The organism is Streptomyces sp. NPDC003300, assembly GCF_040610915.1.
Classification (GTDB): domain Bacteria; phylum Actinomycetota; class Actinomycetes; order Streptomycetales; family Streptomycetaceae; genus Actinacidiphila.
Map to the genome: position 1 here is coordinate 249,640 of NZ_JBEXNE010000007.1, position 21,772 is coordinate 271,411.

The window sequence follows — 21,772 nt, forward strand, 5'->3', positions numbered from 1 at the left end:
ACACTTGGGGTATCTCCCTCCGGCCGCTTGAGCAGGGACGACAGCCCGGCCACCGACGCCCCGCCGTACCCTGGAGGCATGAGCAGCGCCCCCGATCGCACCCCGGCCGAGAACCCCGGCGACGAACCCGCCCCGGCGGTCGTACCCCCGGTGGGCCCCTCGGGCCTCGTCTTCGACGATCCGCTCGACCGCCCCTCGGCCGACGACACCGACCGGGGCTGGGGCGACCGGCCCTCCGGCTCGGCGGCCGATGACGACGACTTCACGCGCTTCCTCAACGAGAAGCCGCCGCACCACCTCTGAGCCGAGCGGACGATCAGTTCCCGCCCCCGCTGCGCGGCGAGACCAGCGCGTCGCGGATGTCGCGCAGCAGTGTGATCTCCTCGACCTCGGCCGCCTTCTCCACCACCTCGTCGTGCTTGCGCTTGCTCGCCTGCCGCGCCAGGTAGCGGGACATCGGTACGACCATCAGGAAGTACACGACCGCCGCGGTGATCAGGAACGTCAGGACGGCGCTCAGCACCGAGCCCCACAGGATGTGGATCCCGCTGATCGTCTCGCCCTTGTCGTTGACGACGCACGGGCCTTTCAGACAGGACGAGTACCCAACGAGATCCTTCGTACCGAAGGCACCGACCAGGGGATTGATCACGCCGTTCACCACGGAGTTCACGATGTTGGTGAACGCGGCACCGATGACGACCGCGACCGCGAGGTCGATCACGTTCCCGCGCGTGATGAATTCCTTGAAGCCTGCCAGCACGCCCGGCTTGTTCATGTCGGTCACCGCTATGCCTCTTCCGTGACGCCGATGTGGCGGAATGATGGGTTCCGCCATAGAAGGCAATGCGGGTTCGGCGTGTCCAATCGCCGTCCACGAACGGGTGATTCAGCACAATGTCACCGCCAGCGGTGACGAGACGGCCGCTCCGGAGAGCGCCGCCGCCGTACGGCGTGGCACGGCCACCACGACCAGTGCCCCGCCGCCTCCACCGCCACTGACATCGGGTGGGGCGGACTCTCCTGCGGGCTTCGAGCCGTCCGCCCGGCCCGGCACGGCCACAACGGTCGCGTTCGACGCCACCACCCGCGAACTGGCCAGCACATCGATCCGGTCACCAGGGCGCAGCAGCGCGACGGCCGCCGCGTCGGCGATCCGCACCGGCGCCCTGACCAGCACCTCGGCCACGTCATGGGGCGCCCGTACGGTCGCTGCGTGGGTGGTGTCGCTGGCCGGTGCGGGTCCGCGTGGGGCCGCCGCGTCATGACGCGGGCCGGTCCCGTGCGCCGCGGCCGCCGCCAGCGCGGCCGCCGTCAGCGCCAGACCGAAGGCCAATGAGCGCCGTCGGCGCCCCGGCGACCGCCGCAGGAGCTGCCGTCGGCCGCCCGCTCGGATCGGCGGGAAGTCCGGCACCGCGCAACGCGGCGGCGTGTACGGCTCGGGGCACGCCGGAGCCGAATAGGGAGTGGGGGAGCAGGACATGACGGACCACCGCCTGACGTGAGGTGCTCGATACCGGTATGTCCGGTCGATGCATCCACCATCGCGCACGGCGCCGACAGCGCTCCGATCCCTGTGGACAACTCCCGACTTGTGGATAACTCGGCCACCCGGAGGCGTGAATTACCGCTTCGCGGAAGGCAGGAGCTAAGTGATACGGGAGTCCGCGTGCTAGGGGAGGACGATCCCCGGGTCCTGGCCCCCCAGCGAGTCCACGCACAGGCAGTCCCGCGCGTCGTTGTCCGGCAGCTCGCCGATCAGGTCGAAGAGCACGTCCCGCATCCGGCCGACATTGGCCGCGAAGACCTCCAGCACCTCCTCGTGGGAGACGCCCTCTCCGGTGTCGGCGCCCGCGTCCAGATCGGTGACCAGCGTCAACGACGTGTAGCAAAGCCCCAGTTCGCGGGCGAGCACGGCCTCGGGGTGGCCGGTCATCCCGACCACGGACCAGCCCTGCGCCGCGTGCCAGAGCGATTCCGCGCGCGTCGAGAAGCGGGGACCCTCGACCACCACCAGCGTCCCGCCGTCGACCGCCTCCCAGCCACCCGACCGTGCCGTGCCGACGGCGGCCTTCCGGCCCACCGGGCAGTACGGGTCGGCAAAGGTCACATGGACCACGTTCGGCACCTGACCGTCGGCTCGCGTCTCGCCGTCGAAGTACGACTGGGCGCGCGACTTCGTACGGTCCACGAGTTGGTCGGGCACCAGCAGCGTTCCGGGGCCGAACTCGGTGCGCAGACCGCCCACCGCGCACGGACCGAGCACCTGGCGCGCGCCGACGGACCGCAACGCCCACAGATTGGCGCGGTAATTGATCTTGTGCGGTGGCAGATGGTGCTTGCGACCGTGCCGGGGCAGGAACGCCACCCGGCGCCCCGCTACCTCGCCGACGAACAGCGAGTCGCTCGGCGGGCCGTAGGGAGTCTCGACCGTGATTTCGCTCACATCGTCGAGGAAGGAGTAGAAACCGGATCCGCCGATGACGCCGATCTCGGCCTGCGCGTCCGCCGCACTGCTGCTCTGCACCATGTCGATCACCCTATTGCGACGCCGGGCACACGACGAAACCCCCACCGCGAAAACGGCGGGGGTTCGTAAGGTCCGCGAAAGCCTCGGAAGGGCTCAGGCCGCCGACGTGCTGTTCGAGGACGAGGAGCCCGTGCCGGAACCCGAAGAGGAGCCGGACGATGAACCCGACGACGAGCCGGAGGACGGCTTGCTGTCGGGCTTGCTGTCCGAGTTGCTGCTCTTGGCGGCAGGCGCGCTGCTCGTGGACGAGCCGCGGCTGTCGGTCCGGTAGAAACCGGAGCCCTTGAAGACCACGCCCACGGCGGAGAAGACCTTGCGCAGGCGTCCGCCGCAGTTGGGGCACTCGGTCAGCGCGTCATCGCTGAACTTCTGCACCGCCTCGAGGCCCTCGCCGCACTCGGTGCACTGGTACTGGTACGTCGGCACTTGCTCCTCCTGGCACTCTCACTCATTGAGTGCTAACGACGCTCAATAGTGCAGTATTTCCCGGCGTCAGTCCACCGGGACCGCCGCACGGTGACCGATCACACCCGACGCGATCACTCCTCGCGATTGTGGCACCAACCTCTCGCGGAGCCCCACCAGCACCATGAGCGCCAGCGCCGTGCCCGCCAATGGCACCGTGAAACCGGCGTGCGAGCCGGCGTGGTCGGCCAGCAGCCCGGCCGTCGTGACGGCGGCCGCCTGCCCGAGCGCGACCGCCCCCGTCAGCCACGTGAACGCCTCGGTCCGGGACTCGCCCGGTACCAGGGCGTCCACCATCGTGTAGCCCGTGATGAGCGTGGGGGCGATGCACAGGCCCACCAGCAGCCCGAGCGGTGCCAGCACCGGCACGGCGTGCACGGCCCACAGCGGGGCGCAGGCGAGTGTCAGGGCCGCGTACGCCGCGAGCAGCCTGGCGCGGGGGCTGCGGCGCCAGGCGACCGCGCCGTAGACGACGCCCGCCAGCATGTTTCCGGCGGCGAAGGTCCCGTACAACAGGCCGCTGATGCCGGGCCGGCCGATTTCCTGGGTGAAGGCGGTCAGCGACACCTGCATGCCGCCAAAGACGGCGCCGATACCGAGGAAGGCGACGGCGAGCGCGCGCACTCCGGGTACGGACAAGGCCGAGGCGGGTTTTCCGCTGACGCCCCCCATGGTGGGGTGCGGAACGGGCGCGGTACTTCTCTGCGCGGCGAAGAGGATTCCTCCCGCAAGGGTCAGCGCCGCCTCGGTGATCAGCCCGCCCGCCGGGTGCACCGCGGTGCACAGCGCGGTGGCGAGCACAGGGCCGATGACGAAGGTGAACTCGTCGGTCACCGACTCGAAGGCCGCGGCCGTTGTCATCAAGGGGGAGGCGGCGCTGGACGGGGCGGTTGCCGAGCCGTTCAACGCCACCGCCCAGCGGGCGCGCACCATGGGCCCGATCTGCGGCACGGTGGCACCAGCGGGCACGGCCGCCGCGAACAGCGTCCAGGTAGGCGCATGGGTCAGCGCGAGCGTCACCAGCCCGATGACGGAGACGGTGTGCAGAGCGACGCCTGGTACGAGGACGGCACGTTGCCCGAAGCGGTCGGCCAGTCGGCCGCTCCTCGGGGCGCACAGGGCCATCGAGACCCCGGTGACGGCCGCGGCGGCTCCCGCGGTGCCGTAGGAGCCGGTGGTGTGCTCGACGAGCAGCACCATGCCGATGGTGAGCATCGCGAACGGCTGCCGGGCCGCGAAGCCGGGGAGCAGGAAGGCCCAGGCGCCGGGGGTGCTCAGTAGTTGCCGGTAGCCGGTCTTTGCGTCGACAGCGGCGGGCGTGGGCGTTGTCCCGGGTGGGGACGTGGACGGGGAGGTGGGCACCTTGGATGCCACAGCCTGGTCTTTCTGCCGCCTGGTAGCGCGGACGCGGATCCAGGTCCGCGAATGACCGCGCCGAGAGCCGTCCGCTCAGCGCGGGAATCCGCGCCGGCTCTGCGTCAGACAGAGGTTGAACTCGACAAATACCTCACCATGATACGCGGAGACCGGAGCCGTTTTCGCGCACCTGGTGCGGTCCGGACGTTGATCGGATTTATCGGTCGCCTGGTCGGCCGCGTTGCCGACCAGGCGGCTTCTCTCCGAGCCACCCGGCGAGCTTGCCGCCGCGCCCGACGGCCCGCAGTCGGGCCTCGGCCGCGTCCCGTACCGGATCGGTGGTCACCACGAGCAGTTCGTCTCCGCGCCGCAGCACGGTCGACGGCAGCGGTACGAAACTGGCGCCCTCGCGTACCACCAGGGTGACGGCGGCGCCGGTGGGCAGCCGCAGTTCGTCCACCTCGACGCCGTGCATGCGTGAGCCGTTGGGGATGGCGACGGACAGCAGGTGGCCCTGGAGCCGTTCCAGCGGCGCGGATTCGATGCCGAGGTCGGCGGCGTCGCCGTTGCTGTCGCCGGACAGCCGCAGTCGGCGGGCGAACCATGGCAGGGTCGGGCCCTGCACCACGGTGTAGACGATCACCAGGACGAAGACGATGTTGAAGATCCGCTTGCTGTCGGTGATTCCCGCCACCATGGGGATGGTGGCGAGCACGATCGGCACCGCGCCGCGCAGCCCCGCCCAGGACATCAGTGCCTGTTCGCGCCAGGGGATGCGGAAGGGCAGCAGGCTTGCGATCACGGAGGCGGGCCGGGCGACCGCGGTCAGGAACAGTCCGATGATCAGAGCGGGGACGACATCGTCACCCAGTTCGTGCGGTGTGATGAGCAGACCGAGCAGGACGAACAGGCCGATCTGAGCGATCCAGCCGAGCCCTTCGGCGAAACCGCGAGTCGCGGGCCGGTGTGGAAGTTTGGCGTTGCCGAGGATGAGCGAGGCGATGTAGACGGCGAGGAAGCCGGAGCCGTGCGCCATGGCACCTGCCGCGTAGGCGGTGACGGCGATCGCCATGACGGCGATCGGGTAGAGGCCGGAAGCGGGCAGGGCGACGTGTCTGAGGCCGTAGGCGCCGCACCAGCCGACCGCGAGCCCGATCGCGGCACCGATGACCAACTCCAGCGCGATCTCGCCCACCAAGTGGTACCAGTGGTCGACGGGACCCGCCGCCGAGAAGGCGACCACCAGGATCACGACAGGGGCGTCGTTGAAGCCGGACTCGGCCTCCAGGACGCCGGTCACGCGCTTGGGAAGCGCCACATTGCGCAGCACGGAGAAGACGGCGGCCGCGTCCGTCGACGACACCACCGCGCCGATGATCAGCGCCTGCCGCCAGTCGAGGCCCACCAGATAGTGCGCGGCGCCGGCGGTGACGAAGACGCTCAGCATCAAGCCGAATGTCGACAACACCGCAGCGGCGGGCAGTACCGGTTTGATTTCCTGCCATTTCGTACCAAGTCCGCCTTCGGCGAGGATCACCACCAGTGCGGCATAACCCAGGACTTGGGTGAGCTGGACGTCGTTGAAGGTGAAGCCGAAGACGCCGTCCTGGCCCATGATGACGCCAATGCCCAGGTAGATGAGCAGGGTGGGAAGGCCACTGCGTGAGGCGAGGCGCACGGCCACGACCGCGACCAGCAGTACTGAGGCGCCGACCAGCAGGATCTCGTTGAGATGGTGGACAGTCAGGGTGCCGGTCCTTTCAACTTCGTTGCCTTACCTAACATTTTACGCTCTCTTGACATTCCACGGCCCACCGGCCGCCGACCGCTGGGCTGCCCCTATGGTTGCCCTTGCACAACGAGCACCTTGATCACCGGTCCGCCCTGCCCCTCGAAGGACAGCGATGCCCGCACGGAAGAAATCCCGCCGCGTACGCTTCATCGTGATCGCGTTCGTGCTGCTGCTCGTAGCGGGCATCGGATTCGGGTCCTACTGGAGCGTGAGCACCGTCCGCGCCTCCTTCCCGCAGACATCGGGCTCGCTGAAGCTCAAGGGCCTGTCAGGGCCCGTCGACGTCATGCGCGACGCGAACGGCATCCCGCAGGTCTACGCCGACAGCCCCGAGGACCTTTTCCGCGCCCAGGGCTTCGTCCAGGCGCAGGATCGGTTCTACGAGATGGACGTACGCCGCCATCTCACCTCGGGACGGCTGTCCGAGATGTTCGGCAAGGGCCAGGTCGAGACCGACGCCTTCCTGCGCACCCTGAACTGGCGCGGCGTCGCGCAGAAGGAATACGACACCAAGCTCGACGCCACCACCAAGACGTACCTTCAGGCGTACTCCGACGGGGTCAACGCCTACCTCAAGGACCACAGTGGCGCCGGACTGTCGGTCGAGTACGCGGCGCTGTCGTTCAGCAACGACTACAAACCCGCACCCTGGACGCCGGTCGACTCCGTCGCCTGGCTCAAGGCGATGGCCTGGGACCTGCGCGGCAACATGCAGGACGAGATCGACCGCGCCCTGATGACCAGCCGCCTCAGCCAGGCGCAGATCAAGCAGCTCTACCCGGCGTATCCGTACGACCGCAACCGGCCGATCGTGGACGGCGGTTCCGTCAACAAGATCACCGGCGCGTACGAGCCCGCGTCGTCCGGCGGCCCGCAGGGACTCAGCAGCTCGGTCAACACACAGCTTTCGGGTATCTCGCAGATCATCGACCAGATGCCCGCGCTGCTCGGTCCGTCGGGTGACGGCATCGGCTCCAACTCATGGGTGGTGTCCGGCACCTACACCACCACCGGCAAGCCGCTGCTGGCCAATGACCCGCACCTGGCGCCGCAGCTTCCCTCCCTCTGGTACCAGATGGGCCTGCACTGCCGGGTGGTGAATGCCGCCTGCCCGTACGACGTCGCTGGTTACACCTTCTCAGGAATGCCAGGGGTCGTCATCGGCCACAACCAGAGCATCGCCTGGGGAATGACCAACCTGGGGGCGGACGTCACCGACCTCTATCTGGAGAAGGTCACGGCGGGCACTTACCTCTACGACGGCAAGCAACTGCCCTTCAAGACGCGCCAGGAGACCATCAAGGTCGCGGGTGGTAAAAGCCGCACTATTACGGTGCGCGAAACCAACAACGGCCCCGTGATCTCCGACCGCAGCGACGAGATCCGCACCGTCGGGCAGACCGCACCCGTCACCGATCCACCGGGCGGCGTCAACAGTGGTTATGCCGTCGCTCTGCGATGGACGGCGCTCGAGCCCTCGAAGACCATGGACGCCGTCTTCGAACTCGACAAGGCGACGGACTTCGACCAGTTCCGGGCCGCCGCCGCCGACTTCGCGGTCCCGTCGCAGAATCTGATCTACGCCGACACCAAGGGCAATATCGGCTACCAGGCGCCGGGGCAGGTGCCGACGCGCGCCGACGGTGTGGACGGTACGTACCCGGTGCCCGGCTGGGACTCGCACTACGACTGGACGGGCACGATCCCGTTCAAGTCGATGCCGTACGAGTACAACCCCTCCCGCGGATACATCGTGACCGCCAACCAGGCCGTCATCGATCAGAGCAAGTACCCGTACCTGCTGACCGAGGACTGGGGATACGGCACCAGGAGCCAGCGCATCAACGACCTCATCGCGTCCAAGATCAAGGACGGCGGCAAGGTCTCCATGGACGACATGCAGTCGATGCAGGGCGACAGCAGCAGTGAGATCGCCAAGCTCCTCGTTCCATATCTTCTGAAGATCAACATCACGAACGACAAGGGCGACTATGTACGCAAGGCGCAGCAACTGCTGGAGGGCTGGGACTTCAACCAGGACGCCGATTCCGCCGCCGCCGCGTACTTCAACGCGGTGTGGCGCAATGTCCTGAAGCTGGCCTTCGGCAACAAGCTGCCCAAGGAATTGCGTCCCGAGGGGCAGTGCCTGCGCGTGCCCCCGGCCGGGCAGACCGGGCCGGTCGACAATCTCGACGGCAGCAGCGGCACGGTCCACGAGTGCGGCGAGCGGGATGCCGACGAGGCGCAGCCGGACGGCGGCGACCGGTGGTTCGAGGTCGTTCGCAAGATGCTGCCGCAGCAGAACAGCCCCTGGTGGACGATGTCGACAACGGCGTTCTTCAGCGGAGACCCCGACAAGAAGCACCACAGCGATCGTGACCAGCTCCTTGGGCAGGCCATGAAGGACGCCCGCTACGAACTGACCGCCAAGCTCGGCAAGGACATCGACACCTGGAGCTGGGGCCGCCTCCACAAGCTGGAGCTGAAGAACCAGACGCTGGGAACCGAAGGCCCCGCCGTGCTCAAGTGGCTGCTCAACCGCGGCCCCTGGCAGCTCGGCGGCGGTGAGGCGGCCGTGAACGCGACCGGCTGGAACGCGGCGGGCGGTTACGACGTCGTCTGGGTCCCGTCCATGCGGATGATCGTCAATCTCCAGGACCTCGACAAGTCCCGGTGGATCAATCTGACGGGCGCGTCAGGTCACGTCTACAACGCGCATTACACCGACCAGACCAATATGTGGGCGAACGGCGAACTTCTCCCCTGGGTGTTCTCCGCCGAGCAGGTGGACAAGGCCACCAAGGCGAAGATGGCACTCACTCCGTAAATCACACCGGTAATCGCGCACCTGGTGACGGAAAACGTCACGCGCGAATGACATCACCTGGTGAAGCGGTGCACTCCTTCCGGTGTCACCGCCAGGTCTACGAGGTGGTCGTGCGGTTCCTGCGGAACCCGTTCGACCACCTCGTGCGCGTAGAGCAGCACCATGAGAAGCGGATCGACCGCGGCCTCCCTCAGCCGGCCGAGGACCCGGTCGTACGAGCCGCCGCCGCGGCCAAGACGTACACCGCGCGCGTCCACGGCGAGGCCAGGCAGCAGAACGGCCCGCGCCGTGGTGACGGCTTGGGGGCCGAGGTGTTCGCCGGTCGGCTCGAACAGGCCGCGTCCGGTGCGGTGCAGGGCGTCGGGGCCGTCGTATGCGGCCCAGTCCAAGTCGTTGTCGGGGAGCAGGACGGGCAGTAGGACGCGCGTACCGGCGTTCCGCAGGGTGTCGATCAACTCCCGGGTGCCGGGCTCCGCGCCGATCGACACATAGGCGGCCACCGGTCCGGGGGCGGCCAGTTCGGGCAGGCCGCGTACGGTCTGCGAGAGCGCTGTCGCTGCGGCGGCGCGGTCGGCGGCGGTAAGGTCGCGTCGGGTGCGCAGGAGCCGGGTCCGCAGTGCTGCTTTTCGCTCGCGGGCGTCGCTCATACCACACACATCCGTCACCAATCCGTCACAACCAGTCGTACCTTCGTCTTCGGGCAAATACTTGCCCGCTATGGTGCACGGCATGACGCAATCACATCCTCGTACCCGGATCAGCAAGGCTGTGATCCCTGCCGCCGGTCTTGGTACCCGCTTCCTGCCGGCGACCAAGGCGACGCCCAAGGAAATGCTTCCCGTGGTCGACAAGCCGGCCATTCAATACGTGGTCGAGGAAGCCGTGTCCGCACAGCTCTCCGATGTGCTCATGATCACAGGACGCAACAAGCGCGCCCTGGAGGACCATTTCGACCGCAACTACGAGCTGGAGGAAGCACTCACCCGCAAGGGTGACGAGTCCCGGCTCGCGCGGGTACGCGAATCCAGCGGTCTGGCGACCATGCACTATGTGCGCCAGGGTGACCCGAAGGGCCTCGGTCACGCGGTGCTGTGCGCTGAACCGCACGTCGGTGACCAGCCGTTCGCCGTGCTGCTCGGTGATGACCTCATCGACCCCCGCGACCCGTTGCTGGCGCGCATGGTGGAGGTGCAGGAACGGCACGGCGGCAGTGTCGTCGCCTTGATGCGGGTCGATCGTTCGCAGATCCACCTCTATGGTGCAGCCGCCGTGGTGCCGACGAGCGACGACGATGTCGTGCGCGTCACCGACATGGTGGAGAAGCCGAGCCCCGACCAGGCACCGTCGTCGTACGCGGTCATCGGCCGCTATGTGCTCGACGCCGCCGTCTTCGACGTGCTGAAGAAGACCGAGCCGGGGCGTGGCGGCGAGATCCAGCTCACCGACGCGTTGCGTGAGTTGTCGCACCGGGACCACACCGGCGGGCCGGTGCACGGTGTGGTGTTCACCGGGCGGCGTTACGACACCGGTGACCGCGGTGACTATCTGCGTGCGATTGTCCGACTGGCATGCGAACGTGATGACCTGGGGCCAGATTTCCGGACCTGGCTGCGTTCGTACGTCACCGAGGAGATGCAAGAGTGAGTCATGACGCTGACCGGGTGTGGTCCGTCTCCGAACATCTCGACAGCATCCTGGGTCAACTGACCCCGCTGGAACCGATCGAGTTGCAGATCCTCGACGCGCAGGGGTGTGTGCTGGTCGAGGACGTCACGGTGCCGGTGGCGCTGCCGCCGTTCGAGAACAGTTCCATGGACGGCTACGCGGTGCGGGTCGCCGACACCAAGGCGGCGACCGAGGAGCACCCGGCGGTGCTCGACGTGGTCGGCGATGTGGCGGCGGGGAGCGGTGAACTGCCCACGGTGGGACCGGGCCAGGCCGCCAGGATCATGACAGGCGCCCCGCTGCCGCCCGGCGCTGAGGGTGTCGTGCCGGTGGAGTGGACCGACGGCGGCACCGGTGGCGGCCCGGCGGCGAGCATGACCGCGCACAGCACCGACCCGGCCGGCGCGGCGGGTGAGGTGCGGGTGCACCGGCCGGTGGAGCACGGGCAGTTCGTGCGGGCTCGCGGCAGTGATGTCGCCGCGGGGGAGTTGGCGTTGGCCGCCGGTACGATTCTCGGCCCGGCGCAGATCGGGCTGCTCGCGGCGATCGGGCGCGGCGCCGTCAAGGTGCGGCCCCGGCCGCGGGTGGTCGTGGTGTCCACCGGCAGCGAGTTGGTGCAGCCGGGTGAGGACCTCGGACCCGGTCAGATTTACGACTCCAACAGTTTCGCGCTCACCGCCGCCGCGCGGGCGGCGGGCGCCATCGCGTATCGCGTCGGCGCCGTCGCCGACGAGGTGGAGACGCTTCGCGCCACCATCGAGGACCAGCTCATCCGCGCCGACATCATCGTCACCAGCGGCGGGGTGAGCGTCGGCGCGTACGACGTCGTCAAAGAAGCACTGTCGTCGATCGCGGACGGCAGTGAGATGAACGTCAACGGCGACGACGGTGAGGGTGACATCTCCGCGCCAAGTGGACATGTCGACTTCCGCAAACTCGCGATGCAACCGGGCAAGCCGCAGGGCTTCGGGCGGATCGGCCCCGACCGCACGCCGCTGCTCGCGCTGCCCGGCAATCCGGTGAGCGCGTACGTGTCCTTCGAGCTGTTCGTCCGCCCCGCGATCCGCACGCTGATGGGTGCCGGGTCGGTGCACCGGGAGGTCGTGCGCGCGGTGTGCGTCACCGCGATCGAGAGGTCGCCGGAAGGCAGGCGGCAGTTCCTGCGCGGTCACTACGACCGGGCGTCCGGTACGGTCACGGCGGTCGGCGGTTCCGGGTCGCACCTGGTCAGGGCGCTCGCGCATGCCGACGCGCTGATTGTCGTACCGGAAGCCGACACCTCGGTCGAGGCCGGGGCGGATGTCGAAGTGGTGGTGCTGGAGCCGTAGGCGATCGGCCGCCGGGCGGTCCGCGCGCACACCGGCGCGGACCCGCGGGCCGCGCGGAGGTCCCTGCCGGTACGGTGTCTGCCCAAGAGACCGCACCGGGAGAACGATGAGCAGCGCGCAGCAGCACCTCACCCACCTCGACGAGGCAGGCGCGGCCCGAATGGTCGACGTCTCCGCCAAGGACGTCACCGCGCGCACGGCCAGGGCGACAGGACGGGTCCTGGTCGATCCCGGCGTCATCAAACTTCTGCGCGGCGCAGGCGTTCCGAAGGGCGACGCCATCGCCACCGCGCGGATCGCCGGGATCATGGGCGCCAAGCGCACCCCTGACCTGATCCCGCTCTGTCACCCGTTGGCGGTGTCCGGTGTGACAGTCGACCTGGTGGTGGCCGACGACGCCGTGGAGATCACCGCCACCGTGAAGACCACTGACCGCACCGGGGTGGAGATGGAGGCGCTGACCGCGGTCACCGTCGCCGCGCTCACGGTCATCGACATGGTGAAGGCCGTCGACAAGGCGGCGGTCATCACCGATGTGCGGGTCGAGGAGAAGACCGGCGGCAAGTCCGGCGACTGGCACCGCGCATGACCGGGCCCGCCGTACCGCAGGCCGCGCCGGGCCGCACCCTGCGCGCGCTCGCCGTCACCGCGTCCAACCGCGCCTCCGCGGGGGTGTACGAGGACCGCGGCGGCCCGCTGATCGTCGCCGCGCTCCAGGAGTGGGGTTTCACCGTGGACGGCCCGCGTGTCGTACCCGACGGCGCGCCCGTCGGCGAGGCGCTGCGGGAGGCGGCCGAGGCCGCGTACGACGTGGTGGTGACCACAGGCGGCACCGGTATCTCGCCGACGGACCGTACCCCCGAGGTCACCCGGGAACTGCTCGACTACGAGATCCCCGGTATCGCCGAGGCGATCCGCGCGGCGGGCCGGGAGAAGGTGCCGACCGCCGCGCTCTCCCGTGGCGTGGCGGGGGTGTGCGGACGCACGCTGGTGGTGAACCTTCCCGGTTCGAGCGGCGGGGTCAAGGACGGCCTCGCCGTACTCGCCCCGCTCCTGGTGCACGCCGTCGACCAGATCCATGGCGGCGATCACGTGAATGACCAAACGACTTCAGTCCCTGGGAGACCGAGCTGAACGGGTCCTGGCCGGTTGAGTTGGTGGACGGTGACATCACCCTCCGCCCGATCCGGATGCGTGACCAGCGCGCCTGGCGCGAGGTCAACCGGCGCAACCGCGACTGGCTGCGTCCGTGGGAGGCCACCGTGCCGCCCGCCCCGCCCGGCCATGTCGCGCAGCGCCCCACGTACCGTCAGATGGTGCGGCACCTGCGCTCGGAGGCGAGCGCGGGCCGGATGCTGCCGTTCGTGATCGAGTACCAGGGGCGGCTCGCGGGGCAGCTCACCGTCGCGGGCATCACCTGGGGGTCGATGTGCTCGGCGCACGTCGGTTACTGGGTGGACGAGGCGGTCGCCGGGCGCGGTGTGATGCCGACGTCGGTGGCGCTCGCCGTCGACCACTGTTTCCGGCGCGTCGGACTGCACCGCATCGAGGTGTGCATTCGCCCGGAGAACGGTCCCAGCCGCAGGGTGGCCGAAAAGCTCGGTTTCCGGGAGGAGGGGCTGCGTCCGCGCTATCTGCATATCGACGGTGGATGGCGGGACCATCTGGTCTACGCGCTGACGGCGGAGGAAGTCCCGGAGGGGTTGCTGAACCGCTGGCGGCAGGCCAGGCCCGGGACGCACCAGAAATAAAACAATTGTTCGAAAATGAAGCCAATCGCAAAAAAATCTCGGCATATCAGCCAGATCGTGCGACACACCGGGCCAAATTGCGTATGGCGTGTCTCGATCACCCCTACCGTGTAACGCGTGAGCAGTAGTGGCCTCATCTACGCAGTCATCGTCGGGGCCTGGGCTGCCTACTTGGTGCCCATGTGGCTCCGTAGGCAGGATGAGCTCAACGAAGCGCGTCCGACGGAACGCTTCAGCACCGCCATCCGGCTTCTGTCCGGGCGCGCGGCGATGGAGCGGCGTGTCGCGAAGGCGCGAGGTGAGAGCGTCGAACCCGCGGAAGGCGCAGCCGACGACGTATCCGAGGACGACCTCGCCGGAGCGGTGGACGTCCGCGGACTCGCCGTGCCCGCGACCGAGGTGCGGCCGGGCATCCCGCAGGGCACCCACGGCGTCCACGGAGCACGCGGTACTCAGGGCGCGGCCGGCGTCCATGGTGCGCACACCGCGCATGGTGCCCGCCCCGGCGTGCCCAACCCGCGTGCCAAGGTGCTCGCGCGCCGTCGCCGCACCACGACACTGCTCTTCCTCGGCTTCACCGTCGGCGCCGTCGCGGCGGCCGTCGGCGGCGTCGCGCTGCTCTGGGCGCCCGCCATCCCGGCCGTTCTGCTGACGGTCTACATCGGCCAGATGCGTCGCCAGGAGCGGCGTCGCTTCGAGGTGCGCATCGACCAGCGGTACGCCGCCGAGGCCGCCCGACGCCTGCGCGCCCGCCCCGAACCGGCCGCCGAGGAGCACCAGCACCAGCACCAGGCGGCGCCCGCCGAACGCCCCGCGCCCTCGCCGCGTACGGCCGACCGGCGCGCCCTCGTCGAGCAGACCGACCACGCCGAGTGGGTCGACCAGCAGCGCGCGCAGCAGAACAACGACGACGGCTGGGAGCCCGTACCGGTCCCGCTGCCCACCTATGTGACGGCTCCGGTCGCCCCCCGTACGCCGGGCGGCGTCGACCCTGGCGCGCCCGACACGTGGAGCGCCGCCAGGTCCGGCACCGCCGCCGCGGAATCCGCCCCGGCGGCTGCCGCGCAGGAGTCCGCCCCGGCCGCCCCCCAGCCGCGCCGCCCGCGCCCGCGCACCCCCCGCACCCCGCTCTTCGACCAGTACGCCGACCCCTCCGACCGCCCCCGCGCCGCCAACGAGTAGTGCCGCCAGGCTTCCCGGCCATCCGGACCAGCGTGAATCGCGTTCACGACCACCCGTCTCGGGGTGCTAGAGTTTTCCTCGTTGCAAGGGCCTGTGGCGCAGTCCGGTAGCGCACCTCGTTCGCATCGAGGGGGTCAGGGGTTCGAATCCCCTCAGGTCCACAACAAGGCCGTTCCTGGGCGATTTCGGGAACGTTTGACGGAATCCCGCCGGTCTTCATGATCGGACGGGATTTCTGTCGTTTTACGGGGTCCGTTCGAGATGGTTCAGGGCGGCGGAGCTTTTCAGGGCGGCTTGCAGCCCCGGCCCGGCACCGGCGACACGGGACGGGGGCGGCGGGGGCGGGGGCGGATAGAGTGCGGGTGGGCCGTGACTGGCGCTGAGGTGGAGTACCACCGGGGAGCGGCCTGACGCATACGTCGGTGCCGTGCGCCTGGGCGAGTGGACTGAACACGCCTGGAGGCAACGGTGGCATCGACACATACCGCGCGGCTCATGGACGGGGCCGGTCTGGCCCGGCGCATCATGGGGGAGACCGCCGCCAAGGCGTCGATCCTTGCGCGGCGCACAGGATTCGCGCCGTGCCTGGCGACGGTGCTGGTGGGTGAGGATCCCGCGTCGGTGACGTATGTGCGGATGAAGCAGTCGCGCAGCGCGAAGGCCGGAATCCTGTCGCGCCATGTGGCGCTTCCCGCGCGAACCAGTACGGCGGAACTCGTGGAGACGCTCGGCGCGCTGTCGGCCGACCCCGAGGTGCACGGCATCTTGTTGCAGCATCCGGTGGGCCCGCACATCGACGAGCGGGCGGCGTTCGAGGCCATCGCGCCGGAGAAGGACGTCGACGGCGTCACGGTCAGCTCGTTCGGCGCGATGAGCTTCGGTCTGCCGGGGTTCGTGTCGTGCACGCCGGGCGGCATCATGCGGCTGCTGGAGGAGTACGAGGTCGGGCTCGCGGGGAAGCGCGCGGTCGTGGTGGGCCGCAGCGCGATCCTGGGCAAGCCGGTCGGGATGCTGCTGCTCGCGAAGGACGCGACGGTGACGTACTGTCACTCGCGTACCGAGGACTTGGCCGCGGTGGTCGCGGAGGCGGACGTCGTGGTGGCGGCGGTGGGGCGGGCCCGGCTGATCCGGGGTCAGGACATCAAGCCGGGCGCGGTGGTGATCGACGCCGGGTACAACGCGGGCAATGTCGGCGACGTGGACTTCGAGACGGCCCGCGGTCGTGCGCGGCTGATCACGCCGGTGCCGGGCGGGGTCGGGCCGATGACGATCGCCGTGCTGCTGGCGCAGACGGTGGACGCCGCCGCACGCCAGCTCGGGGTGTGAGGGCCCGGGACCGGGACGGGCCGCCGTTGCCGCGGTGTTGAGCGCGGCCGACCTGCGCTGATGTCCGCTTGAGGGGCAATTGTCAGTGGTGGGTGGCAGGCTGTGACCGTGACCAGGACTCAGTACTACACAGCGACCACGCTCGACGGATTCCTCGCCGACGAGGCGAATTCGCTCGACTGGCTCTTCGAGGTGGACACCGAACCCGGAGAGCCGTTCGAGCGCTTCATGGCGGGCGTCGGGGTGCTGGCGATGGGTGCGACGACGTACCGCTGGGTGCTGGAGCACGAGAAGGTGGTGGAGCGGCCGGAGGAGTGGCGGCGCTGGTACGGGGACCGGCCGTGCTGGGTCTTCACGCACCGGGACGATCTGCCCGCCGTGCCGGGGGCGGACATCCGCTTCGTCCAGGGTGACGTACGGCCGGTGCACGCGGAGATGGTGGCCGCGGCGCGGGAGGGGAGCGGTGGCAGCCGCGGCTACGGGGAGAACGTGTGGCTGCTCGGCGGCGGCGAGTTGGTCGGGAGCTTCGCCGACGCCGGGCTGCTGGACGACATCATCCTCGGCGTCGCGCCGGTGACGCTGGGAGCGGGCGCGCCGCTGCTGCCCAGACGGCTGGACGGGGGGCGGCTGCGGTTGACGGACGTGGAGCGGGTCGGCCAATTCGCCTATCTCACGTACGAGGTGGGGCAGCCGGTGACGCCGTCCGCCGGTGGGGGCGGGGGTCAGCCGAGCGCGTAGGCGATCAGGGTGAGGGTGACCATCGAGAGCAGGGTGGTGAGCAGGACGGTGTCGCGGGGGAGGTCGGTGGGGAGCCGGTATTCGGAGGCGAAGATGAAGGCGTTCTGCGCGGTGGGAAGTCCGGCGCACAGGACGACGGCGAAGAGGGCGTGGCCGGAGAGGGCGAAGGCGTAGCGGGCCAGCAAATAGGCCAGGAGGGGGCGGACGACGGTCTTGAGGCCGGCCAGCAGGCGGCGTTCAGTGCGCGCGGCCGGGGTGGGGCGGGAACGGGCGTGCAGCGACATGCCGAGGGCGAAGAGCGCGGAGGGAACGCCCGCCCCGCCGAGCAGTTGGACGGGGGAGACCGCTTCGGCGGGCAGGGCCAGTCCGGTGGTGGCCACCGCCAGGCCCGTGGCTGAGGCGGCGATCACCGGGTTGCGGAAGGGGAGTCGGAGCATGCGCCGCCACAGCGCGCCGACGCCGCGGTGGGTGTCGAGGTCGATCAGGACGAGGAACAGCGGGGTGACGAAGAGCATCTGGAAAAGCGCGGCGGCCACGATGAAGGACGTGTCGTGCAGGACGTGGACGGCGACCGGGATGCCGAGGTTGGCGGAGTTGACGTAGGACGCGCACATCGCGCCGATCGCCTGGTCGGCCTGGCGGTGCCGGAACAGCTTGCGGCTGACGGTCAGTGCGCATGGCGGACCCGGGGGCGGCCGTATCGGGCGGGTCGGGGGGAGCGGAGACGCCGACCTGGGCGTGTGGCCTGGGTCACATCTCGGGGTGGGGGAAATAATCCGACCGCCGAAAGAGCTTGATGTTTCAAGATCTTATGAGGGGGTCAGCATGGCGTCGAAGGTGTCGACCAGTGCGTCGGGCACGGCGGTCAACGCGGCGCGGGGCGGGGAGAATCCGCTGCCGGCCGCCGGGATACGGACGAAGGTGCGGGTGCCGCTGCGGTTCTCGGACGGGTGGGGGACGACGGCGGACGTGTTCACGTTCACCGGTCTGGTGGACGGCAAGGAGCACTTGGCGCTGGGCCTCGGGGACTACGAGGGCGCCGAGTCGCCGTTGGTCAGACCGCATTCGGAGTGCCTGACGGGGGACGTGTTCGGGTCGCAGCGGTGCGACTGCGGGCCGCAGTTGCGCGAGGCGGTCGAGCGGATCGCGGAGACCGGCGGGTATCTGCTGTATCTGCGGCAGGAGGGCCGGGGGATCGGTCTGTACGCGAAGCTCGACGCGTACGCGCTCCAGGACGACGGCCTCGACACGTACGAGGCGAATCGCGCGCTCGGGCGCGGCGAGGACGAGCGGGACTACACCGCGGCGGCCCAGATGCTGGCGGCGCTCGGGGTCGACGGCATACGGCTGCTGAGCAACAACCCGGACAAGGCGCGGCAGCTCACCGCGCTCGGGACGGCCGTGGTCGAGCGGATTCCGACCGCCGTCCACGTGTCGGCGGCGAATGTCAGCTACCTGCGGGCGAAGGTCGAGCACACCGGTCACACGCTGGCGCTTCCCGCCTGAGCCGGGACGCGAGGTCGACCGCGGCGCCGCGCCTGGGCGGGGTGAATCCGTACGCGCGAGGGCGCGGGCACGGTTGAGCGTCGTGAACGTGATTCGACCCACGATCGAAACGGTGGCGTTTCGATCGCGGGCCGTCTATGGTTATGTGTACGACATCGTTTCGACTCGGAGGGCAGGGCGACATGACGGCTGAGGTTTCCGCCACGCGTCGTACGCGCCTGACCCCCGAGCGCGAGCACGAGCTCTACGCGGCGGTGGTCGAGCTGCTGCGTGAGGTCGGCTACGAGGCGCTGACGATGGACGCGGTCGCGTCCCGTACGCGTTCCAGCAAGGCGACCCTCTACCGCCAGTGGAAGGGCAAGCCGGAACTCGTGGCCACCGCGCTGCGGCACTCCAAGTCGGTGTCCACGGCGGACATCGACACGGGCTCGCTCAGCGGTGACCTGCACGAACTCATCCGCTGTCACGACCAGGACGAGACCAAGCGGGACCAGGAACTCATGCGCGGGCTCGCCCACGCGGCCTTCAGGAACGAGGACCTGTTCCGCGCCCTGCGGGAGCTGCTCATCGAGCCGGAGCTGGTCAGCTTCCGGGCTCTTGTGCAGCGCGCCGTGGACCGCGGTGAGCTGGCCGCCGACAATCCGGCACGCGACTTCGTCCCGCACCTGCTGTTCGGGGCCGCATTGGCGCGGCCCATCATCGAAGGTCTCGACCCCGACCCCGACTTCTCACACAGATACATCGACGCGGTGGTCGTCCCCGCCCTGCGTCTGTCGTGACGAAGCGCAGTGACCACTGATGTGATCTGACCTTTCCCCGCGCCACTCAGCACGACTCGGCGCCCCGGCACGACTCAGCACGACATTCCCCGCACCACCGCTCCACCTGACACGCCGCTCTCGTCGTCGGGCTGGTTCCTCACGCCCACATTTCCATCCTCCTGACGGGAGCCCATGCCCCCATGGCCACATTCCTCTACAAGCTGGGCCGGCTCGCTTTCCGGCGACGGCGGTTCGTCGTACTGATATGGGTGGCGCTGCTGGCGCTCGCCGGTGTCGGCGCGGCGACCGCGCCGTCCGCGCCGAGCGACAACTTCACGGTGCCCGGCACCGAGGCGCAGCAGGCGTTCGACCTGCTGCATGAGCGTTTCCCCGGCACGAACGCCGACGGCGCGAGCGCGCGCATGGTCTTCCAGGCACCCGACGGTCAGAAGATCACCGCGGGACCGAACAAGGCGGCGGTCGAGAAGGTCGTCGACGAGCTGAAGAGCACACCGCAGAAGGCGACGGTCGCCGATCCGTTCGCCGCCGGCGGTGACGCGATCAGCAAGGACGGCACCACCGCTTACGCGTCGGTCAGTTACACGGCCAAGTCCTCCGACATCACCGACGCCACGCACACGGCGCTGGAGGACGCGGCGCAGCACGGCAGGGACGCCGGGCTGACGGTGGAGACCGGCGGTACGGCGCTCCAGGCGTCGGTGGAGACCGGGAACAGCGAGATCATCGGTGTCGGCATCGCGGCGGTCGTGCTGCTGATCACGTTCAGTTCGCTGGTCGCGGCCGGGCTCCCGCTGCTGACCGCGATCATGGGTGTGGGTATCGGTATCGCGTCGATCACCGCGCTGGCCAGCACGCTCGGTCTGTCCAGCACGTCGTCCACGCTCGCGTCGATGATCGGACTGGCGGTCGGTATCGACTACGCGCTGTTCATCGTGTCGCGGCACCGGCATGAACTGATGGAGGGCCGAGAGGGTGAGGACGCGGCCGGCCGGGCGGTCGGCACGGCGGGCTCCGCGGTGGTCTTCGCAGGTCTGACCGTGCTGATCGCGCTGGCGGGCCTGGCCGTGGTCAACATCCCGATGCTGACCAAGATGGGGCTGGCCGCGGCGGCCACCGTCGCCATCGCCGTACTGATCGCGCTCACCCTGATTCCCGCGCTGCTCGGCTTCGCGGGACCGAAGGCGCTCAGCCGCAAGGTCCGCAAGGGGCGCGCGGTCGACACCGGCAAGCCGAACATGGGCACCCGCTGGGCGCGCATGGTGGTACGCCGCCGGGTGCCGATCCTCGTCGCGGGCGTCGTGGCGCTGGGCCTGGCCGCGATCCCGATGACGAGCATGCAACTGGGCCTGCCCGACGACGGTTCGCAGCCGGTCAGCACGACCCAGCGCAAGGCGTACGACCTGCTGTCCGACGGTTACGGGCCGGGCTTCAACGGGCCGCTGATGGTGGTGGTCGACGCCGCGGCGAGCGACGACCCGAAGGCGGCGGTCGACCGGATCAAGACGACCATCACCGGCTTCCCCGATGTGAAGACGGTCAACGCGCCCGCCTTCAACACCAAGGGCGACACGGCCACCCTTTCGGTGGTGCCGGACTCCAAGCCGAGCAGCGCGCAGACCGAGGACCTGGTGCACGCGATCCGCGGGCATCAGGGTGAGTTCACCGGTACGACCGGGGCGCACGTTCTGGTCACCGGCACCACGGCGATGAACATCGACGTGTCGCAGAAGCTGAACGACGCGCTGGTGCCCTACCTGGCGCTGGTCGTCGGCCTGGCGTTCCTGCTGCTGATGCTCGTGTTCCGGTCGGTGCTGGTGCCGCTCAAGGCGGCGCTCGGCTTCCTGCTGTCGGTGCTCGCGGCACTGGGCGCGGTCGTGGCGGTCTTCCAGTGGGGCTGGCTGTCCGGCCTGATGGGCGTGGAGCAGACCGGGCCGATCATGAGCATGATGCCGATCTTCATGATCGGTGTGGTGTTCGGTCTCGCGATGGACTACGAGGTCTTCCTCGTCACCCGGATGCGGGAGGCGTACGTCCACGGGGAGTCGCCGAGCCAGGCCGTCGTCACCGGCTTCAACCACGGTGCGCGGGTGGTGTCCGCCGCGGCGGTCATCATGATCAGCGTCTTCGCGGGCTTCATCGGCTCCTCCGAGTCGATGATCAAGATGATGGGCTTCGGCCTCGCGATCGCGGTCGCCTTCGACGCGTTCATCGTTCGTATGACCATCGTCCCCGCCGTGCTGGCACTGCTCGGGCGCTCCGCCTGGTGGCTGCCGCGCTGGCTCGACCGCGCGCTGCCCAATGTGGACGTCGAGGGTGAGCAGCTCCGCAAGAGCCTCGGCGACACGGTGACTACCGGCGGCGGCGCCTCGGGGACCGGTGCTTCGGAGGAGGAGCACGAACCCGTACGCGTCTGATCATGTGACGCCGTCGGTTGTGGCTTCGTCCAGTCGGACGCGGCACAAGGTGACGCCGTCCGTTGTGTGATCCTCCACCCGTCCGGTTGCCTTCGGGCACCGGGCGGGTG

General features: G+C 69.4%; 21 protein-coding genes, 1 tRNA gene and 1 riboswitch. Of the genes, 14 read left to right on the forward strand and 8 right to left on the reverse strand.

Going from position 1 to position 21,772, the window contains the following annotated elements:
* Positions 1–78 precede the first annotated feature (78 nt).
* Positions 79–303 carry a hypothetical protein gene (locus tag ABZX65_RS13735; RefSeq protein ID WP_355337840.1) on the forward strand — a complete coding sequence of 75 codons (225 nt, stop codon included), beginning with the start codon at positions 79–81 and terminating at the stop codon, positions 301–303.
* Positions 304–316: 13 nt separating this feature from the next.
* Here the strand turns inward: ABZX65_RS13735 and mscL are convergent, their stop codons facing one another.
* The 6 genes from mscL to ABZX65_RS13765 all read right to left on the reverse strand — a co-directional run bounded on the left by mscL (position 317) and on the right by ABZX65_RS13765 (position 6,098).
* Positions 317–787, reverse strand: coding sequence for a large conductance mechanosensitive channel protein MscL (gene mscL, locus ABZX65_RS13740; protein WP_355337843.1), 471 nt, complete (start codon positions 785–787; stop codon positions 317–319).
* A gap of 102 nt (positions 788–889) precedes the next feature.
* Complete coding sequence (locus ABZX65_RS13745; RefSeq protein ID WP_355337846.1) at positions 890–1,336, reverse strand: hypothetical protein; 447 nt, start codon at positions 1,334–1,336, stop codon at positions 890–892.
* 336 nt (positions 1,337–1,672) lie between these two features.
* Entirely contained in the window at positions 1,673–2,530 is an 858-nt protein-coding gene (locus ABZX65_RS13750; RefSeq protein WP_355337849.1) for an S-methyl-5'-thioadenosine phosphorylase, read from the reverse strand.
* A gap of 93 nt (positions 2,531–2,623) precedes the next feature.
* The gene (locus ABZX65_RS13755; RefSeq protein ID WP_355337852.1) at positions 2,624–2,956 is read right to left on the reverse strand and encodes an FmdB family zinc ribbon protein; all 333 of its coding nucleotides are present in this window, start codon (positions 2,954–2,956) and stop codon (positions 2,624–2,626) included.
* A 66-nt stretch (positions 2,957–3,022) separates the two neighbouring features.
* The gene (locus ABZX65_RS13760) at positions 3,023–4,273 is read right to left on the reverse strand and encodes an MFS transporter (RefSeq protein ID WP_355338081.1); all 1,251 of its coding nucleotides are present in this window, start codon (positions 4,271–4,273) and stop codon (positions 3,023–3,025) included.
* A 295-nt stretch (positions 4,274–4,568) separates the two neighbouring features.
* A complete protein-coding gene (locus ABZX65_RS13765) occupies positions 4,569–6,098 on the reverse strand; it encodes a potassium/proton antiporter (protein WP_355338084.1) in 1,530 nt (509 codons plus the stop codon).
* A 157-nt stretch (positions 6,099–6,255) separates the two neighbouring features.
* On the opposite strand from ABZX65_RS13765, the gene ABZX65_RS13770 reads away from it, so the two are divergent.
* A complete protein-coding gene (locus ABZX65_RS13770) occupies positions 6,256–8,970 on the forward strand; it encodes a penicillin acylase family protein (RefSeq protein WP_355337855.1) in 2,715 nt (904 codons plus the stop codon).
* Between the two features lie 53 nt (positions 8,971–9,023).
* On the opposite strand, the gene ABZX65_RS13775 is transcribed toward ABZX65_RS13770, so the two are convergent.
* Positions 9,024–9,617: a 5-formyltetrahydrofolate cyclo-ligase gene (locus ABZX65_RS13775; RefSeq protein WP_355337858.1), complete on the reverse strand. Its 594-nt coding sequence runs from the start codon at positions 9,615–9,617 to the stop codon at positions 9,024–9,026.
* Positions 9,618–9,699: 82 nt separating this feature from the next.
* On the opposite strand from ABZX65_RS13775, the gene galU reads away from it, so the two are divergent.
* The 9 genes from galU to ABZX65_RS13820 all read left to right on the forward strand — a co-directional run bounded on the left by galU (position 9,700) and on the right by ABZX65_RS13820 (position 16,960).
* On the forward strand, positions 9,700–10,614 hold the full coding sequence (galU, locus tag ABZX65_RS13780; protein WP_355337861.1) for a UTP--glucose-1-phosphate uridylyltransferase GalU: 915 nt from the start codon (positions 9,700–9,702) through the stop codon (positions 10,612–10,614).
* Positions 10,611–11,963, forward strand: coding sequence for a gephyrin-like molybdotransferase Glp (glp, locus tag ABZX65_RS13785; RefSeq protein ID WP_355337864.1), 1,353 nt, complete (start codon positions 10,611–10,613; stop codon positions 11,961–11,963). The genes galU and glp overlap by 4 nt, the downstream gene beginning before the upstream one ends.
* Positions 11,964–12,069: 106 nt before the next feature.
* Positions 12,070–12,552: a cyclic pyranopterin monophosphate synthase MoaC gene (gene moaC / locus ABZX65_RS13790; RefSeq protein ID WP_355337867.1), complete on the forward strand. Its 483-nt coding sequence runs from the start codon at positions 12,070–12,072 to the stop codon at positions 12,550–12,552.
* Positions 12,549–13,097, forward strand: a complete 549-nt coding sequence (locus ABZX65_RS13795) for a MogA/MoaB family molybdenum cofactor biosynthesis protein (RefSeq protein ID WP_355337870.1) — start codon at positions 12,549–12,551, stop codon at positions 13,095–13,097. Before moaC ends, ABZX65_RS13795 begins: the two co-directional genes overlap by 4 nt.
* Positions 13,094–13,714 carry a GNAT family protein gene (locus tag ABZX65_RS13800; protein WP_188279753.1) on the forward strand — a complete coding sequence of 207 codons (621 nt, stop codon included), beginning with the start codon at positions 13,094–13,096 and terminating at the stop codon, positions 13,712–13,714. Before ABZX65_RS13795 ends, ABZX65_RS13800 begins: the two co-directional genes overlap by 4 nt.
* A gap of 117 nt (positions 13,715–13,831) precedes the next feature.
* Positions 13,832–14,896, forward strand: a complete 1,065-nt coding sequence (locus ABZX65_RS13805; protein ID WP_355337873.1) for a hypothetical protein — start codon at positions 13,832–13,834, stop codon at positions 14,894–14,896.
* 87 nt (positions 14,897–14,983) lie between these two features.
* Positions 14,984–15,057, forward strand: a tRNA-Ala gene (locus ABZX65_RS13810).
* A 198-nt stretch (positions 15,058–15,255) separates the two neighbouring features.
* Positions 15,256–15,342: riboswitch (ZMP/ZTP riboswitch) on the forward strand.
* Between the two features lie 49 nt (positions 15,343–15,391).
* Positions 15,392–16,222 (forward strand): bifunctional 5,10-methylenetetrahydrofolate dehydrogenase/5,10-methenyltetrahydrofolate cyclohydrolase, encoded by an 831-nt coding sequence (locus tag ABZX65_RS13815; protein ID WP_355338087.1) that lies wholly within the window; start codon positions 15,392–15,394, stop codon positions 16,220–16,222.
* Positions 16,223–16,330: 108 nt separating this feature from the next.
* Positions 16,331–16,960 carry a dihydrofolate reductase family protein gene (locus tag ABZX65_RS13820; protein WP_355337876.1) on the forward strand — a complete coding sequence of 210 codons (630 nt, stop codon included), beginning with the start codon at positions 16,331–16,333 and terminating at the stop codon, positions 16,958–16,960.
* Here the strand turns inward: ABZX65_RS13820 and ABZX65_RS13825 are convergent.
* Complete coding sequence (locus ABZX65_RS13825; protein WP_355338090.1) at positions 16,945–17,736, reverse strand: AEC family transporter; 792 nt, start codon at positions 17,734–17,736, stop codon at positions 16,945–16,947. The genes ABZX65_RS13820 and ABZX65_RS13825 overlap by 16 nt on opposite strands.
* Positions 17,737–17,785: 49 nt before the next feature.
* Here ABZX65_RS13825 and ribA point away from each other — a divergent pair, with 49 nt between their 5' ends.
* The 3 genes from ribA (at position 17,786) to ABZX65_RS13840 (ending at position 21,662) form a co-directional block, all read left to right on the forward strand.
* Positions 17,786–18,466, forward strand: a complete 681-nt coding sequence (ribA, locus tag ABZX65_RS13830; RefSeq protein WP_355337878.1) for a GTP cyclohydrolase II — start codon at positions 17,786–17,788, stop codon at positions 18,464–18,466.
* Positions 18,467–18,648: 182 nt separating this feature from the next.
* A complete protein-coding gene (locus ABZX65_RS13835) occupies positions 18,649–19,245 on the forward strand; it encodes a TetR/AcrR family transcriptional regulator (protein WP_188282412.1) in 597 nt (198 codons plus the stop codon).
* 182 nt (positions 19,246–19,427) lie between these two features.
* Positions 19,428–21,662, forward strand: coding sequence for an MMPL family transporter (locus ABZX65_RS13840; RefSeq protein ID WP_355337882.1), 2,235 nt, complete (start codon positions 19,428–19,430; stop codon positions 21,660–21,662).
* Positions 21,663–21,772 lie beyond the last annotated feature (110 nt).

Bases quoted from the DNA above. Each gene is read 5' to 3' on its own strand.
- ABZX65_RS13735 (WP_355337840.1), top strand. From the start codon at position 79: ATGAGCAGCGCCCCCGATCGCACCCCGGCCGAGAACCCCGGCGACGAA.
- ABZX65_RS13750 (WP_355337849.1), bottom strand. From the start codon at position 2,530: ATGGTGCAGAGCAGCAGTGCGGCGGACGCGCAGGCCGAGATCGGCGTC.
- ABZX65_RS13770 (WP_355337855.1), top strand. From the start codon at position 6,256: ATGCCCGCACGGAAGAAATCCCGCCGCGTACGCTTCATCGTGATCGCG.
- ABZX65_RS13775 (WP_355337858.1), bottom strand. From the start codon at position 9,617: ATGAGCGACGCCCGCGAGCGAAAAGCAGCACTGCGGACCCGGCTCCTG.
- galU (WP_355337861.1), top strand. From the start codon at position 9,700: ATGACGCAATCACATCCTCGTACCCGGATCAGCAAGGCTGTGATCCCT.
- moaC (WP_355337867.1), top strand. From the start codon at position 12,070: ATGAGCAGCGCGCAGCAGCACCTCACCCACCTCGACGAGGCAGGCGCG.
- ABZX65_RS13795 (WP_355337870.1), top strand. From the start codon at position 12,549: ATGACCGGGCCCGCCGTACCGCAGGCCGCGCCGGGCCGCACCCTGCGC.
- ABZX65_RS13815 (WP_355338087.1), top strand. From the start codon at position 15,392: ATGGACGGGGCCGGTCTGGCCCGGCGCATCATGGGGGAGACCGCCGCC.
- ribA (WP_355337878.1), top strand. From the start codon at position 17,786: ATGGCGTCGAAGGTGTCGACCAGTGCGTCGGGCACGGCGGTCAACGCG.
- ABZX65_RS13835 (WP_188282412.1), top strand. From the start codon at position 18,649: ATGACGGCTGAGGTTTCCGCCACGCGTCGTACGCGCCTGACCCCCGAG.
- ABZX65_RS13840 (WP_355337882.1), top strand. From the start codon at position 19,428: ATGGCCACATTCCTCTACAAGCTGGGCCGGCTCGCTTTCCGGCGACGG.